This window comes from Nostoc sp. WHI (genome assembly GCF_015714725.1).
GTDB lineage: Bacteria > Cyanobacteriota > Cyanobacteriia > Cyanobacteriales > Nostocaceae > Nostoc.
In genome coordinates this window covers 1-17,746 of the sequence record NZ_WBKM01000004.1, presented here as the reverse complement: position 1 = coordinate 17,746, position 17,746 = coordinate 1, and the positions used below count along the sequence as shown (strand labels likewise).

The window sequence follows — 17,746 nt, the reverse complement described above, 5'->3', positions numbered from 1 at the left end:
GAAATGCTTACGCGACAGCCTCGCTGTGAATTGGGTTCCTGGGCTAATTATTTTCTATTGTGTCACCCAAAAGTTGAGCGATCGCCCTATCGGTATTTTCCTGTATTAATAATGGCGATCGCTCAAACAATGTTTAGCATCGAACCAAACAAACATCATTCATAGGGGAAGCGAATGGCGGTAAAAATTGATTTTAACTTGGGAGTTAAGCCTTGTTCCTGTGCTTCTGTGTAGCCTTGCACGATTTCTGTCCGTAAATTTTCAGGGTTTATGTCCCAAAGAGGATGTATGAGGATTATGGCTTCGCTATTAAAACTATTGATACCTGCTAATAAAGTACCGAAAGCCGTTTGCTCCAAACCCAGCCCTGAGAAGTAGGAATTAGCTGTATTGGATACCAAATCCACCCAGTAATCATAATTTAAATCAATTTGTGCATTGGGATTTAGTGCAAGACGCACCATATCGTAACCAAGCCGCCAGTCTAAAATTGAGTGGTAAGCCATATTACCAAACTCCCGCAAACATCGATGGCAAGATGTAGAACATTCTTCTTGATGTCCAGTAGAAAGTAATGGAACAGCAAAAGTTTGACTTGAAGAATGTTCGTCACCGAGAATAAAATGCAGGAGGTTTTCAAAACGCTCTGGCTCCGCTAAATGTGAGCTATAACCCGCTCCATTTTCTAGGCTATCAGACAAAAATATCCGAGCGGATGGTGGGGCAAAAGGGCTGCTAAGGTCTGTAAAGGGTTGAATACCAACATCAAGCTCAGATTCTGCAACATCTAAGCTGACAGCAGCAGCCCGCCTAATAAGAAAACCAAATGAGTACCAAGCAGCTCTTGCTTCCGGTAGTGCTGGATTTAAATTGAGTCCGGAACCGCTATTGGGGATGCCTGCAATTAATACATCGGTTGTAGAAATGGCAGCCAAAGCTCTAACAATCGGTTGAACAGAGGGATCGGGAACAGGCTCAATAACCCTATCACGTTCTTCTGGTAATAAATCCAATAAAGCTTGGTCAAATGCTTTTTTAGAAATCCAAACGTTCTGGCTAGCTACTTTAAAAAATTCAAAGTCTTGTCCGTTATTATCGTTTATCCGATAAACCGAAGCTTGTGAAATACATCTAATATCAAAGTTTTGACGAGTTTCAAAACTATATTCCTCAGAAGGTGTACCCAAACGTGTCTTGAGTGCCCGTGGAGTAAATTCAAACGCTCCATTATACTCGGCGTTAATTGCCCACCATGTATTAAATCCTGGTGGTTCGCTAATATCAACCGTTCGGTATCCCTTTTCATCTCTGAGAGCCGAGCAATAGGGGCAACCTCCTTCTTCTGACGGATTCTTGACTAAAGCTTGACATTGGCGACAAACACCAACACGAATACCTTGCCCCAAGGGATTTGGTTGGAATACAGTTTTATTCCCCGAAGGGATAGGATCGATAATTCCTACTGCGGTAAGCAGCATATCATCTTTTACAGTTTGGACACCTGGAGCAAATTGACTAATTGCAATATCCAATTCTCTGTCCACAACACCTGCTTTTGGAGGCCATTCCCCTGCTTCTGTTTTGGGATATTTATGGTACAGGTAACGGGTGCGGGTGGGAAATCCAAACATGGGAAGGATGCCACGCGATGCTAAACGCTGACTTAAGGCTAAGTGTTGAAAGTCGGTAGAGTCATCAACAACTGCATCAATATGTTGTAGCAGTTTATTACGGATGTAATCAACCATTTCTACTTCATTTATTGAAGTACGGCGTAAAATTACTTCACATATTTCTTCAATTTCCGATGGGTGATGTTGTATCCAGTCTTCAATGATTGGTCTATTTTGTAACCATTCCAAAATCTTACCAAATTCACCGTGAACATTATCTCCCGTGTATTCAAGAACAACATTTTGAAATGCTCTATGGAGAATTTCTTTGTTTATAACTCGCTTGGCAATTTCTTCACGCCTAACGTCAACGTAAGGTTTTGGTGGAGGTTCGGCAGTAATAAGTCGGGGACGTTCAAAATAGTAATCATCATGACTACGCCCACGGCATAATGTTAAAGCAACAGACATACCTAAACCGCGACGACGACCAGCCCTTCCCACGCGTTGCTGATAGTTAAAACGGATTGGAGGCATATTTGCCATACCGATAGCTTGAAGTGAACCAATGTCAACTCCTGCCTCCATAGTGGTTGTGACACTTAAGAGGTTAATTCTAGAAGGATCGGGTTGTTCGGATGGTTTAAAAACATCTTGGAAAAGGCGTTGTCGCACACGTCGAACACTAGGATCAGTTTGACCTGTGAGTTCTTCAGAATTAAGCGAAAATATTGGTTCGTTAGAACGTGCTAAATATTCATAATAATCGCAATCTTCCAAATCATCACTTAAGTTGTAAGTACCTGGAATGTTCGCTAAAGGACTGTTACAACTGGTACAGATTCCTCCCGAAGCATGTAGGTGAATTCGTCCGCATTGCCCGCAGGCGTAAATATCTATTTGGTTATTTTCGTTAGGACGTGGACTAAGAACCTGCAAAGATTGGGGAACAACTCGCCATTGGTCTAAAACTGAATTAATGATGTTTAAAGTTGCTTGCTCTAATTGTTCTCGATTGTAGCTCCTGATTTCAGCCACGCGGTTAAGGTACTCATTAATGTAACCAGGAGGGTTATATTGTCCGGGATAACCTGAGCCGTTCCAACGTCTTCTTTGTGCCAAAAGCCGGATGACAGAAGCAGCAACTTGCTCTTCTAAGTTAGAAGGTGGAGAATCGTCAATCCACAAAAAACCAAGCTTGAGAGACTCGAAATCACGAGCGCCACTAGCAAATAAAACAGCTTTTACAACCGACTCTAATAAAGCGGTTTCAATTTGTCTCATTGCATCTCGTTGTGTGGGCTGTAAATCTAGGTAACATCTTGGCGTTGAATTCCAATCAACTAAATCAGTCCACGAACGCTCATCATTATTAGAAAATTTATATTTTGCTAAGGAAGGACTTGAACCACCAGGGTTTAAACCAATTGAAAGTAACCCTTCTCTAACAGCGTCTAATAACAAATTAAATCGAAGGGAAATAAAGCCTCCAGCACTTGTCGGAGGTGTTAATGCTAGAGGTGGATTTCCTACGCCACCAGTAGATGCATAGCTAATCACGACACCTACTATTTCAGTAGGCAATAAATTACACAACTGTGAATAACGAGCCATGTTAGCATTAGCTGCATCTTGTCTAATCTGCCTTTGCAAATTAAATAACTCCGAAGCTAACCTATATTGAGTCTGAGCCTGCAAATACTGTGCTTCTGATTCTTGTGCTTGACGCAGAAGCCTTTCGTAAGCAATTTGGCGAACGGTATCCAGATAGTGATCGCGTTTGATACCTGTAGATAGTTTGGCAGCATCTTGACGGCTATCTGAAAATAAAACCAGCTTACGACCTATTTCGGCTGACATTTGCCGCATTAAAGCATCAGATAATACTTGTACTACTCGTTGAAAACCAGAGCCAAGGTCACGAATCGAAGAACTGACTCGCCAACCACGCCAGTCAGCTTCACAATGAGGACATTTTGATGGAAAAGCGTTTGCTTCGTTTATTGGTGCTATGAAAACATAGCCAGGAGTAGAACCACTTGAACCAGCATTTGAAGAAGCAGGTAATGTTAAACGTCCTAACAGATGATCGATTAATGCAGGTCTCCATTCATAACCCTTCTCATTATCTTCCTGCCACTGCCATCGTGGAATACGAGTCTGGGTTTGTTTTATTAATGGTCTTCCGTTTGCAGGCCAAAATACCAAAAATTCTCCGAAGGTGCGGCTTAACGATGCTGCTTTATCTGGAACGTTTTCAAGATAAGGGTAATCTGGAGATAAATACCAAGCATTTGGGGAGTCAGGGTCTTCACGTTTAAACCCGCCAAGAAATACTTCGCCACATGATTGGCAGTAAAGAAGCTCAATAACTCTCGAATTACAGCGATCGCATCTTGGTCTAGGGTCTAAGAATAGTTTACCAACAGGCGGTGTTTGTTCTCCTGGTGGAGTTACCCCCGTTCGCCCAGAGCAATTAGGATTTACACAAGCCCAAATCCTACCTGCGTTATGGAAAAAGTAGTGCGAACGTAGGGGAAGAAGGGCTTCATTGTCAGAGTTTCTTGCTAAAACAATAGTTCGAGCTAATCCGCGAGCCGCAGCTTCTCCCCTTGACGATAGATCGCCAAAAACCGCTTCTGCCAATTCTTTGACTGTCAATGGATATTGGCTGGCTGAGGTTTGTACAGCCCCAAACGCTTGGATGTGATTTAATCCCTCAGTTAAAACTTGCCTTGGTGGAGCATCTACGTTAGGAAGATGAAGCGTATTCGCTAACGTTGTTGCTGCTTCCTCAATAACCGCATCCTCATCATTATTTTGGCTTTGGTTAAGGATGTTGTCGATTTGTGCAAATGTCTCTTTGTAAGGTTCTAGTGGGTTTGGCTGATGTTCTGAGGTCGGGAAATTTTGTCGTTCCCCAGGAAGAATCGAAAATGTATTGCGATCGCGTCCAAAAAATTGTTCGAGATAATCAAGACTTTCTTCATCGTTGCTAATAGAGGCACTAGTGGCAATAATTCGTAATTGTGGCGAATCCGGCTCCAAGCCAATCCGATTGAGTAAAGCCCTCAAAAGATAGCCAACCTCGGTTCCGGGTGTTCCTCGGTATGTGTGAAGTTCATCTATGACAAGGTGGAAAATATGATGCTGCCGATCTTGCTCCAACCACTGCTTGGTTTGTTCAAATATGTCATTTTCAACACTACGCATCAGCATGATATTTAACATGCTGTAGTTGGTAATTAAAATATCGGGAGCTTTATCCTGCATATCCCAACGAGACCACATTTCAGAACCATCAGGATTTTGAAAATAGTAAATGAGTTCCTCATCAGAAACTTGATCTGACCACTCATTATCCATTTCTAAAAGCTGTTTTTTAAGCTTTCCCTGCTTTTGAGAATTAACATTCCCATCTTTCATGCGTAATCCCGCTACAGGTGTCGCTCCGTTATATCGCCCAAACCAAAACCGATTTCCATTCATATTGTCTTCCCGCCACTGTTGAACATGCGGGTTATCGCAAGCTCTACGAATGCGAGTTAATTGGTCTTCAATAAGTGCGTTGAGTGGGTAAAGTAATAAAGCGCGGACAGCAGATGGTCTTTCTGGAGATTCATGCTGTCGTTGAGAAACCCATCGTTGTCTTGGTTGCCTCCACCATTTTTGTGAAGTACCATTTGAGGAACCCCATGCGGGTAATCCTGGGGTTAAATGCCCAAGTGCTTCTTCGGCTAGATAAGCAAAAATGGGAATTAAGTAACATTCGGTTTTTCCCGAACCCGTACCTGATGTAATGACTACTGCTCGTCCTTGCCGAGATAGTTCCCAAGCCTGAAACTGATGCTGATAAATTTGGCGCTGGGGAGAAAATAAACCCCCATTAATAAAGTTGGCAACGGCTAAATTAATCCCAAAATGTTGACAGGCTTCGGCAATAGTAAAACCTGAAGGTAAATAAGGCGCAATCGGTTCCAGTAGAGGTTCTCGCCATAGTTGACCATCTTGGTCAAGCATTGCTCTGCGTTCACTCATCAGGGCTTCATATCTAACCCGGAATGGGCTTTCTAGGTAACGCAGATAGGTTTGTCTAATTGAATCAAAAATTTTAAACGGATCGTTCATATACGTTTCCTGGCAGGGCGTTTAGTTAATTTAATTAACCCACCGGAGTCCTGGATGATTTTGTCCAATAGCAACCAGAAGCAAACCAGCTAAATCTGGTGAAATCTCGTTATAAACAATTTGCCCCTGAGCAATCTGGCTTGGTCTACCCGCACAAAAATAAGCAACACGAGCATACATTTCAGGTAGTGGACTTGATACATCGGTGGTTAATGTACGTTGAGTTTTATTGTATACCGCAAGTTGAAGATAACGTAACGCGGCTGCCGCATAAAGTGCCTCATGCTTTGGCATCCGCACTAATCTACCTTGCTGATTGTGGACAAAATAATGACGAGTATTATCAATACCTTTGCCAAAATAAGAGCCAACAAAAATTTGGGCAAAAATGGCAAAATGACCCATACATAAGCGTTTAGCTTATAAGGTAGCTTGGAATATCAAACCCTTGATACTACGGACAATACGTTAAAAAACCTTGTGGGAAACCTTGAAGGAATTTTTAGGACTTATTGTTTTTGCCAAGCCTCAGAGAAAAGGGAGTTCAGATATCAACTCACCCTCGTAAATTGGCAAAGGTATTGATTATAGTAGCTATATTCACATACTGTATGCTGTAATACACCATCAACCCATTTTCGAGATTGCCAATCGAATGACTGAGCCGACCATCCAGCTAGCGGAGTTGCTTCATCTGCAATTTCTAGTTGCTTGAGAATAGGGTTCAAGTCTTGGCTTAGACATTTTGCTTGTTGAGGAACAAAAGGAATACCAATAATCGCAGCTATCTGGCGAATACCCGCTTCTGTACCCTTAACACGTATTTCAGCTATTTTTTGAGATGTCGTATCGCTAATTATTTGACAATTTAAGGTTGCTGCAACATCGCACATCTGTGAAAGCAATTTCGGTGTTCGCCCTCCACATAGTACGGCGGTATCAGGACTATTAAGCAATCCTGCGAGTATTGGTGGACGAACCTTCCATCTTTGGGAACCATTAATGAAAAAATCTATATGACTAGCCTCGGACAATTGAAACCGGAGATTTCTACATAGATCGCTGATATCGACATCAAGATGTTCAAAAGAAGCAAGCTCTGTGACTGCTCTACGAAAAGTTATCCATGACCCCTCTTGCTGATGAGTTAGCCAGTAAAGCAATGTATCCCAACTCATCTATATCTCCTTTTTTGTTGTCGCTTAATTTCGCGTGCAGCTTGCATATAACCCTTCCAAGCTACTTGTAAATTAGAAGCTTTTTCTTCGTCGTAAATCGATGCTAGTTTGGGACGACGAATAGCCGCGTTGTAAACCAGTGATGTCCAACGTTCTATTTCCGATGGGATTTGAGTCTTTGCTATGGAGAATTTTAGTGTTTTAGGACTGGGTGGACTCTTTGCTAAACAGACAACTCTTGCTCCTGTCCCTGACCCGAATTCTATAGCCCATACTGCCTGAAAAGAAGATTTGACTATTATTCCCTGTTGGGACTCATAGATTGCTGCTTGCGTTACTTCACCAGGATTTGCGCCTATGATTGTCCAATTACCTGGGGGGAGAGCTATATGAGAACCTGTGACACTGGTGCGGTAAAAATTTTGTCTTTCTCTATCAAAATTAATTTCAGGTTCAACAATCTCAATCTTTTTGGATACCGAACCGACTTCTATCCAATGAACTCCTGGATGCATCAAATGGGATAAGTCAACTAAAGTTCCATCTTCCGCAATAGTTATGGGTATACCATCAATTTTGGGTTGTTGACCTTCTTGTAAACCTGTAATCATTAAGCGAGGGGGCGCACCTAAAAGCCATGCCGACTTTTTGCCCAAACGTAGTCCTCCCGATAGCACTATATCTACGGCTGACTCTACGTAAAGTGATTCCAGTCCAGAAGGTATATTTGCTATATACTTTTCAGCCTTTACGTCACGAAATAAACACCAACCATCAGGGAGTCGTTTATCATGTATGGGATTAGAGCTACGAGATGAAATTTCCTCAAAATATTCTCTTGCATTTTTGGCTACATCCTCATGTACGAGAACGTTACAAGCGATACCAGAGGGTAAGCTATGGCGAGAAACAAACCCTGTATAATCCGAACTGGGAGCAAGTGCGATCGCAGAACACCCACCCCTTTGTAAAACAAATTGAATATTGTTAGATTTGGTACTCCAAGAGAAACCTTCATGTAAATCTCGTCCGTTTTTTTCTCCAAGCGAAATCGGGTTGTACCACCCCTCTCCGCTCGACTCTAAATATAATTCTTCACAATCAAAAAAGGAAGGAAACGAATCTGGACATCTCGGAAGAAAAGAAAGTTGCGGTTGTCGTCGCACAATATCGAGAAGAATCTCTACAGATGCACTTCTTCTACCGTATGAGTCATTTATGGCACCGTCCCACAGTTCTAGCTCGTTGTTAACCTGTGCAATTACAGCTTTGAGTCGCTTATCTGCAAGGGCTTTTTTTCCGGTAAGTGTGAAATAGTAATTTCCCCATCTTAAAACATCTGCTTCTAACTTGTTGATTGGAGCTATTTGTCCAGGAGTATAACCAGCCCATGCAAAAAAATTTGGTAGCTTTTCAATATCAACTTGACGAAGAGGTACGTGGGTTAAAGGAAAGCTTATATATTTTTTTACTGTATTTGCTTCTGGCATTGCCAAAAGCAACGATTTTTTCTGATGAAGCCATTTATTTAGTAATTTCCAAAGCTTTTCAAACTCATCTGTATCAAAACCTTCAGGAAAATTTCTAACTATTTTACATCCAATAAGTTCCGCAAGTCTAGGGTAATAAGCTCTGGTGCTAACTTCTTCATCCGAATGCATTCGATAAGCAGCTAAAACACACAAAGCTAAAAAAGCAATATATTTTGGAAATCCGTTTTCATCGTCTCCATGCAAGACACGAAATCCTGCTGAGTGTGAAAGTACCCTGTGGCGATATGCTGATGAAACTACATCAACAAAATCTTGCTCTGCGTCTTCAGGTGACAATGGAGTTCCTTGAACCTTCACAAAAGCAGCAGCCAAACTTCTTGGAGATATTGTTAAGTAAATTTCTTGTTCATTGGAATTGTTAGATAAAAAGTACTCTGCGATCGCACGATTCCAAAGAGTATATTTTTGTGATACAGAGAGCGCATTTAAGTGGCTCATGGAATAACGGTAGTACCCTTACAGTAAAAATTTAAGTGCTTATTTTTACATTTTATTTTGGATAGATACAGTAGTGGTTAAGTTTACACAAAAAACACGATAATTTTACATAATCTATTAAAGCTCAAAAAGAAATTCTGCTATGGCTTTAGTTACAAGTGGACAAACAGCATTAGCTAATTGCTGCTGCTTGTGTACTAATCCACCGTTAATGCTATCGATACTTCCAGCAAAACGGAACCAATCTGGAATTGATTGTAGTCGGGATGCTTCCCTCAAAGATAGACCTCGATGTTGTTGTGGGTGAATTAACATACTCTTGCGATAGTGTCCAATAGTAATAGATGGTTCATCCCAACCAAGCCTTCGGTAGATGTTACTATGAGTTCTTTGAACATCACTGTAATTAGTTAGTTTGTCTTCAATATCCTGCCAATTTCCTCCAGGTGGTATCTGTTGATAACGTTCAATTACATATTCAGAATGACGGGAAGTAATATGGTCTGTAATTAAACCAACAGATGCTCCTTCTCTCATAGCTTCTAAAAAAGGATTTGTAACAAGTTTTTGATTCCTTACTTCTTCATAAGCCATATTGTGTTCAAGACATCCGTTACCAATAGTAGGTAAATCTTGTATTGCATCTCGTACTGTTACATAAGGCTTGTCTTGACCCAGACCATGCGTAGGTAAAGGGAATGGCCCCCACTCACCGAAATCATCTTTTCTATAGCCCAAATCTTTATGTATGCCAAAAAAGAAAAAGCGGTTACGATGTTGTGGTACTCCATACCAAGCTGCATCTATAAGTTTTGGGAAAACAATATATCCAGCTTTGTGCATACGTTTAATGACCCAATCTACAACATTGATTTGAGTAGAACTTTGACCTGCTTTTGGTGTCCACAAGATACCCTGGACGTTTTCCATTAAAAAACAGCGAGGTTTTAATTTCTCAACATATTTGAAAAAAGTATCTACAAGTTGGTTATTAGGGTTTTTGCTATTCCCTGAATTCCGATTGGCGCTAGAAAAACCCTGACATGGTGGCCCACCAATTAATATATGGACATCGCCTAATTCCCTGCAACGACTTTCTGTAAATTTTTGTGCTTCCTTTGTACGTAGGTCAAGAGGTTCTATTTGTTCTGGAACACAATCAACTCCAGATATCTGAGAGAGTTGACGAAAAGCCGCATGGTTATATTTAAGAGTCTCTACATAAACAGGATTAACCTCACCGCAAAAACTTATCTTATAGTGTTTATTTGGTTTGGTTGCCATTAAAAAACCAAGCCCCATTGCCCCTGCCCCCGCAAATAGTTCGACAACATTCAATCCATGCGATAAATCACCTAAAGTTTTTTGTAGGCTTGCTTGTCTCGAAAGACTTTGTTCCTTAGTAGAAGTAAGATTTATATCTTGTTTGCAGGCTAAAGTTATATTAGAACGAATGACTAATCCGGCATATTTCTCTTTTGTATTTTGTGAATATGAGCTTGATTTAGTGTCCAAAGCAGCTATTTTGCTCCGCTCTTTTTTTCTAAGGATTGTTCTGATCCATCGCACCCAACCTACTGTTTGTACTAAGTCTTTTAGCCCTAATTCCGAGGCTGAAGACAGAGCAAAAATTGTATTTGAACCAAATCCTGATATACCACCTCTATAAGCCACAATTAGACGAGCAAAACTATTATCTGGTAAAAGTACGTTGGGTAATTCAGCTACGCTGTAATTTACGACTTGTCCCGTTGAATATTCTATAATCGGCTCTTCTTGCCACTGGATATCTGAATTTAATAATGATGCTGCAACAATTTCTTTTGAACTATTGTAGTGAGGATAATCACCGCCTAAGCGCACTTTAGTAGAAGGGCGAATTTGTAGCGTAAAGCGAAAATTCCGCGATTGAATCCCTTGAATAAAGCGCTTCTTACATCCATATAAAGCACTCGCAACAACCATAGCTTCACTTCGTCGTGGCTTTAGACTATCAAGTAAATCTAATGCCACATCCACTTTCTGGTTTTGTTGCGATCCACTAGATAATTTTGCTGGGCAAAACTGCTCTGCGATTATTGTTGGTTCATTTTCATCAATATAGTGTACACGCACTTGCACAGAATGAGGCAAATTGTTCGATATACCAACTACAGGACGTAATACAGAAGTATTACTATTGTCCTCAATAAGTAAAATATGGGACACAAAAAAGTCTCTAGAAAAATTGGAGCTAAATTGCACGATTTTAGTATTATTAATCACACCCTCAAATATTTATAAATCTTTTAGCCATTTGACATAGTAATTTTCGGGGTTGCCTGTAAAAATATCACAGCTTTTGAATTAAATTTTACATTTAATTTAATAGTATATTAGCTAGAATGCTAACTGTTCATACTATATATTAAGTATAAAAAAGTTTAACCTGCAATATTAAGGTAGTTACAGCCTCATTACTGTTGAGGCAGAGTTTGCTTCTTCTGGGAATCCGCACAACAAGATTGCTAATGAGACGATCTTTCTTGTTCCTCCGCCATCTCACAGCTTACTTCATAGACATCTTTGTATGAGTTTGTATGGGATTGCTCTGGCTTATCAACTCAAAAAGGATTTGCCGACAGTTGAACATATTCTCATTATTTATGAACATTTTACTCATGAATTGTGAGTAAAAGTGTTACTCAGATCAAGTAAGGTGATAGACATCATTCGCTCAAGGGCTGAATATAGAATCGATGCGCTCAGTGAAAAGCCCTTGGAGCCAATGGAATACTGTAAAAGATGGGTTGATATGTCTCCCGATGACCGGGGCTACAGAAAAGCCTGCATAGCCGCTCTCGCCGAAGCAACTGGGCTGAGTCCAAGGACTATAGGTAATTGGGGTTCCAACTTCGAGAAGCGCCCCAATTATGTAGCGCATATTTTACGAATGGCGGATAAACTCAACCAAATCAAAAAAATAGTCTTACCTCCTGACTTTCCTCAAGAATAATTTACTCGTGATTCGTGACTAAAATACTTGTACTATAGGCAGATATTTCCTAAGTTGAGGTCAGCAAGCATAGGTTTTGCGTGCAGTAGCTTGATACCTCCACAAATCTCTGTTGCTGTAACCCTTAGTAACTCACGAACGCTCAAGATGCAAACTGGGAGGCAATCCCACCAACATAAACATCAAATTGATACCCTCTGTCAGTTGCCCTTGGAACCGATGGAGTATTGTCGTCGTTGGGTTATTCACGAACCAGGACGTAATTATCGCAAAGCTTGCATTAATGCGATCGCGGAGGTTACAGGTACTAGCCCAAAAACTGTTAAAGATTGGGGGACAGAGTTTCACCGACGACCAAAATACGTTACCCGAATTTTGCGGCAAGCCGACCTGATTAATCAATTCAAACAGCTAGTTGTTAAGGGAATTATTACTTTGCCCTCTGACTTCCCTCAAGAATAAGTGAGTATGTAAATGCCTGCGCCTGCTCTTTTATTGGCTAGAAGTAGCCTTTCTGAAAGCAAGTTAAAGTGTCAGAGGCGATCGCTACTCACTACCAATTGTGCCAAAAACCCCTTGCTCTGATTACAAGGGTAATCTTAGGCTGAGATACAGAAGTACTAATTGAACAGGCAACAGGTTTAATGAATTCAATCAGCACCGTTGAAATCAGCAAAAATCCTTGCAAAATCGAGGTAATGGATAATTCTATTCTCATTCGTGATTTGCAAATCCCCCTACGTGAAGCTGTAGATTACCTACAACTTCTTCCAGAATCAGAAAAAGAAAAAGCTTGCCTAAATGCTTTTGAAGCAGGATTCTTTTGCCTTCAAAGAGTTCAAACCCTTACTGATACAGAATTTGTGAAGCGACAGTTTGAGTCTTTGCTTGTTGATATTTCTAAAGCTGTTGGAGTTATACCTGAAACCCTTGAGCAAAGATTAATCAGTCAACTTAGTACAGATGATGGCCAAGTATTTGCTCTAATACAAAACCAAATTAATTTAACCAAAGCAGTTCTCACGGAACAACTAGAAGGAGTGAGAATATTGTTTCAACAGGAGATTGACACCTCGAGAGAGACTTCAACTCTTGGCAGCGTGATGAAGAAGTTGCAGGACTTGTTAAATCCTCAGTATTCTGGCTCGGTACAAGGCGTATTTATAGAGGCGTTAAATAATGTCACAACAGAAAATGGAACTTTAGCTAAAGCCGTTAAGACTGTGGTTGAGGAAGCAGTTAAACCACTAGCTAGCGAAGTAGATCAATTAGCTAAACAAATTCGGGAAAAAGAGGTGATAGAGTCTGTTCTGGAGCAAACTATTGCTAAAGGAGCAACTTACGAAGAAGCTGTGGTTGTAGAATTACAAAATTGGTCAAAGCTTTATGGCGCAGAGGTTTCTCATGTTGGTAATGATAAAGAACCTGGAGATATTCTCATCAAGCTGAGTGCAAACTCAATAGCACTAACAGAAATGTCAATAGTTATTGAAGCGAGAAACCGAGAATCTAAACGATGGGGTCGAGGAAAAATTTCTAAGCAATTAAGCACAGCTATGGAAAAGCGCGGAGCAAATACTGCTATATTTCTGAGTCGCACTCGTGATGGTTTAGCTCACGAAATTGGTGAATGGGGGCAAGGGATATGTGAACAGGGTTTATGGGTAGCTACTACACATGAACTCTTAAATGTCGCTATCCAATTTTTGATTATTCGCCAACAGTTGGCATCTCAGCAGCTCGTTAACTCTCAACTGGATTATACAGTTATAGAAGCCCAGCTTCAGCGAATTCAGTCATCTTTAGATTATGTCACCAAGATTAATACTCATCTAACTTATGTACAAGAAAATGCGGAAGGAATTCGAGCAAAAGCCAAAGCCATGAGAATTGAGATTCGGAATAGTATTTCCGAAATTTATGAAGCAGTTCGTCTGAGTCAGATTGCAAGTTAGTAGTAAATAATATGAGTGTTATCACTATTCAATGTCGCCTGGTTGCTGATAAAGCAAGTCTTCGCCACTTGTGGAAACTGATGGCTGAGAAAAACACGCCGCTTATTAATGAATTATTAGAACAGCTAGGACAACATCCTGATTTCGAGACTTGGTTACAAAATGGTGAAGTGCCTAAAGACACTATCAAGACAATATGCGACTCTCTCGAAACACAAGAGCGCTTTGCTGACCAGCCAGGTCGTTTCTACACATCAGCAGTTACTCTAGTCCAAGAAATTTATAAGTCTTGGTTTGCCTTACAACAGCGACGACAGCGCCAAATAGAAGGAAAAGAGCGTTGGTTAAATATGTTGAAAAGCGATATAGAATTACAGCAAGAAAATCAGTGTAATTTAGATGTAATTCGCGCCAAAGCTACTGAAATTTTAGATTCATTTTTAGCCAAGTTCACTCAGGATCAAAATAAGCAATCCAAAACAAAAAACGCAAATAAGACTAAAAAAAATAAAAAATCCTCTTCAAATACCGCACTTTTCGGTGGGTTATTTGATACTTATGATAAAACGGAAGACTGCCTATCCAAGTCTGCGCTTGCTTACCTGCTCAAAAACAATTGTCAGGTCAGTAAAGTTGATGAAGACCCTGATCAATATGCTAAAAATAAACGTAAAAAAGAAATTGAAATCGAACGTTTAAGAAATCAAATCAAAAATCAGAAGCCCAAAGGTAGAAATATTACAGCAGAAGAATGGTTAGGAACTTTAGAAAAGGCGACCCAAGAAGTTCCTTTAAATGAAGATGAGGCTAAGTCTTGGCAAGCTAGCATCTTACAAAGAGATAGCTATATGCCATATCCTATTGATTATGAAACAACTACAGATTTGGATTGGTTTACAAATTATGTTGATGATAATACAAAGAGAGGAAGAATACGATTTTGGCAAGTATATTTTTTGAGTTGGGCTTTAAAATCAGGCATATCCAGCTTCATGAAGTATGTCTATTTCAATTTGGATTGGTTTACAAACCCTGTTTATAGTAAGGCAAAGAGAGCAAAAATGCGATTTTGGCAAGTATATTTTTTGAGTTGGGCTTTAAAATCAGGCACATCCAGCTTCATGAAGTATGTTTATTTCAATTTGCATTGGTTTACAAACCCTGTTTATAGTAAGGCAAAGAGAGCAAAAATACGATTTTGGGAAGTATATTTCTTGAGTTGGGCTTTAAAATCAGGCACATCCAGCTTCATAAAGTATGCTTATTTAAAAATAAGATCCTCTCCCCATAGAGATGTAAATTGGTTTAACCTAAAAAATAAAAAAGGTTGTATCTTTGTAAAGTTTAATGGATTGAAGAAAAAAATCAAGAATCCTGAATTTTATGTTTGTTGTGATTCTCGCCAGCTTCATTATTTTCAACGTTTCTGTCAAGACTGGCAAATTTGGCATGATGACGATGAAACATATTCTTCTGCATTGTTTATTCTCCGTTCTGCACGTCTGCTTTGGCAGGAAAGAAAAGGTAAAGGTAAGCCGTGGACGGTTCACCGCTTAATTCTTCAATGTTCTATAGAAACACGTTTGTGGACACAAGAGGAAACAGAACTAGTTTGCTCTGAGAAAATCAATCAGGCTGAAAAAACTATCAGCAAAATGGAACAAGAAAGTAGTTTAAAGAAGAACCAGGTAACTCGTCTAAAAAAAGAGTTAACTACGAGGCGTAAACTTAACAACCCCTTCCCTGGCCGTCCCAGTAAACCTCTGTATCAAGGAAAATCTAATATTCTGGTTGGTGTAGGCTTAGGTCTAGATAAACCAGCAACAGTTGCTGTGGTAGATGCTGCCAACAATAAAGTTTTGACTTATCGCAGCGTTAAACAACTACTCGGTGACAACTATAATCTTTTCAACCGCCAAAGACAGCAACAGCAACGCCTTTCACACGAACGCCACAAAGCTCAGAAGCAAAACGCGCCAAATTCATCTGGTGAATCAGAGTTAGGACAATATGTTGATAGATTACTGGCAGATGCGATTGTTGCGATCGCAAAAACTTACTCTGCTGGCAGCATTGTTCTACCCAAACTCCGCGATATGCGAGAAATCATTCAAAGCGAAGTTCAAGCCAGAGCAGAGAAAAAAATTCCAGGTTACAAGGAAGGTCAACAAAACTATGCCAAAGATTATCTTGTCAGCGTCCACCACTGGAGCTATGGTCGATTAATCGAGAGTATTCAAATCCAAGCTGCAAAAATTGGAATATCTATTGAAATGGGGCCACAGCCAATTAGAGACACTAAACACGAACAAGCCAGAGATTTAGCTTTGTTTGCTTATCAACAGCGCTAACTTGAGGTGCTTTAGTTGAAATACTGAACCTTGAAAATATAATATAGAAATAATAGCGCCGCAGTTCATGCTTTTCGGAGCCAATGTACTGTGAAAAATCTGGGTTAGTTTGACGGTTGTCAGACCGTTTTGCTTTCTGGCCCTGGTAGCTGCCCGCTTCTGATGCTGCTGTCGCAAGACAGGATAGGTGCGCTCCCTGCAATAAGAAGTAAGGCTTATTAAGCTCTAACCGTTCTAGCAACGGTGCGGATTACCGCAGCGGTGGCTACTGAATCATCCCCTTCGTCGGGGGAACCCTCCAAATATTTTTTTGGCATGTCGAAGCGGGGGCAAAATCCCTGAAGTCCCGCCAAAACTTTAAAACCCTTATCCAGTCTTGACTTAATAAACTAGCATGTGAATGCATTTAGTTTTTTAATTTTCAGTTCGAGGCTTTTTAAGCAGACCTGCCAATTTATGTGTATGGAAAGCTTTTATAGAAAGGGTTATAGACGGGTAGAGTTTCAACAACCATCCCGGCTAGGGGTGGGTTGAAAGACTGCAACCAGGAATACTTCTTACGTTGGTACTGGGTTTCAACAACCATCCCGGCTAGGGGTGGGTTGAAAGATGAAGCAGTATTTGCAAGCCACAGGATAAGCGGGTTGTTTCAACAACCATCCGGTGTACGAATAAGTTACTAGTATTGTTGAATTTCTATTTAAATTGCAAGCTTTTTGGGAGGGTTGAAAGGCGCACTTCGTTCGGGATTATCCTGAATGTTTGCAGATATATTGGAATTATGGTGAGCTTATAACTGAGCCTCCTACTCCACTCAAAGAAAGTCAGCTATATTTAAGTCCATAGGAAAGCAGTTGACAAATAATTTGTCGCCACGGTCAAATAATTTGTCGCTCTACAAATTATAATCGGGATGACTGGATTCGAACCAGCGGCCCCTTCGTCCCGAACGAAGTGCGCTACCAAGCTGCGCCACATCCCGCCAAAAAAACGGCATTGTAAATTTACAATATCACAACTTTTGCTAAATGACAGAATTACATCTATATATATAATCAGTTCACCCAAGGCTTTGCTTGCAGCAATTCTCATTTTGAAAACAAAAGAAGATAAAGTCCTCTTGTTTACATAGAGAACTTCTGTCTAATTATGATTTATTTGAAAGATAATCATAATAATTAACTGAAGAGAAACAATTTTAAAAATCTGCCCATGAAAAAATAGATTTCAACTTATAAATATAGCTGAAATTCCGACCTACTTTGTAAATTCTCTTAATTAATAATCTTTACCTCCTCTCAAAAATTTGACATTTTTAACTAGAATTTACTTTTGTGAGAGGGACATATTCGGTAAGAATAAATAAGAAAAACTCCGACCAATTTTTAAAGCAAATAAATTTTAATAAGGTACGAATATCATTAAAGAAACTAGTCCGAGTTGCTAATAAGTCACGAACTTTTTGATAGGTATAATTGACTAAATCTAAAACAGTATGAAATAAAAAAGCTAGTAAATTTAAAGACAATAATAAC

At 40.1% G+C, this 17,746-nt stretch carries 10 protein-coding genes, 1 tRNA gene and 1 pseudogene; 5 read left to right on the top strand and 7 right to left on the bottom strand.

The genetic code is table 11. The features are described 5' to 3' along the window. Positions 1-3 precede the first annotated feature (3 nt). Positions 4-165, top strand: a complete 162-nt coding sequence (locus F8S12_RS00245; RefSeq protein WP_196514228.1) for a hypothetical protein — start codon at positions 4-6, stop codon at positions 163-165. Here the strand turns inward: F8S12_RS00245 and F8S12_RS00240 are convergent. From F8S12_RS00240 to dcm, 5 genes are all read right to left on the bottom strand, one after another. Next, positions 156-5,741 carry a DEAD/DEAH box helicase gene (locus F8S12_RS00240; RefSeq protein ID WP_196514227.1) on the bottom strand — a complete coding sequence of 1,862 codons (5,586 nt, stop codon included), beginning with the start codon at positions 5,739-5,741 and terminating at the stop codon, positions 156-158. The genes F8S12_RS00245 and F8S12_RS00240 overlap by 10 nt on opposite strands. A 30-nt stretch (positions 5,742-5,771) precedes the next feature. Continuing rightward, positions 5,772-6,146 (bottom strand): hypothetical protein, encoded by a 375-nt coding sequence (locus F8S12_RS00235; RefSeq protein WP_196514226.1) that lies wholly within the window; start codon positions 6,144-6,146, stop codon positions 5,772-5,774. A gap of 146 nt (positions 6,147-6,292) precedes the next feature. Next, complete coding sequence (locus F8S12_RS00230) at positions 6,293-6,919, bottom strand: hypothetical protein (protein ID WP_196514225.1); 627 nt, start codon at positions 6,917-6,919, stop codon at positions 6,293-6,295. Continuing rightward, entirely contained in the window at positions 6,916-8,910 is a 1,995-nt protein-coding gene (locus F8S12_RS00225; protein ID WP_196514224.1) for a hypothetical protein, read from the bottom strand. Before F8S12_RS00225 ends, F8S12_RS00230 begins: the two co-directional genes overlap by 4 nt. Before the next feature lie 117 nt (positions 8,911-9,027). After that, positions 9,028-11,118, bottom strand: coding sequence for a DNA (cytosine-5-)-methyltransferase (gene dcm, locus F8S12_RS41465; protein ID WP_196514223.1), 2,091 nt, complete (start codon positions 11,116-11,118; stop codon positions 9,028-9,030). A 490-nt stretch (positions 11,119-11,608) separates the two neighbouring features. On the opposite strand from dcm, the gene F8S12_RS00215 reads away from it, so the two are divergent. The 4 genes from F8S12_RS00215 to cas12k all read left to right on the top strand — a co-directional run bounded on the left by F8S12_RS00215 (position 11,609) and on the right by cas12k (position 16,211). After that, positions 11,609-11,905, top strand: a complete 297-nt coding sequence (locus F8S12_RS00215; RefSeq protein ID WP_331001326.1) for a hypothetical protein — start codon at positions 11,609-11,611, stop codon at positions 11,903-11,905. 147 nt (positions 11,906-12,052) lie between these two features. Then, the gene (locus tag F8S12_RS00210; protein WP_196514221.1) at positions 12,053-12,367 is read left to right on the top strand and encodes a hypothetical protein; all 315 of its coding nucleotides are present in this window, start codon (positions 12,053-12,055) and stop codon (positions 12,365-12,367) included. Between the two features lie 182 nt (positions 12,368-12,549). Continuing rightward, the gene (locus F8S12_RS00205; RefSeq protein ID WP_196514220.1) at positions 12,550-13,860 is read left to right on the top strand and encodes a hypothetical protein; all 1,311 of its coding nucleotides are present in this window, start codon (positions 12,550-12,552) and stop codon (positions 13,858-13,860) included. Between the two features lie 11 nt (positions 13,861-13,871). Next, positions 13,872-16,211: a type V CRISPR-associated protein Cas12k gene (gene cas12k / locus F8S12_RS40140; protein WP_230967696.1), complete on the top strand. Its 2,340-nt coding sequence runs from the start codon at positions 13,872-13,874 to the stop codon at positions 16,209-16,211. A 908-nt stretch (positions 16,212-17,119) separates the two neighbouring features. Here cas12k and F8S12_RS00195 read toward each other — a convergent pair. Then, a tRNA-Pro gene (locus F8S12_RS00195) sits at positions 17,120-17,193 on the bottom strand. 419 nt (positions 17,194-17,612) lie between these two features. Continuing rightward, positions 17,613-17,746, bottom strand: a pseudogene (locus F8S12_RS00190) (ISNCY family transposase); the annotation flags it as partial.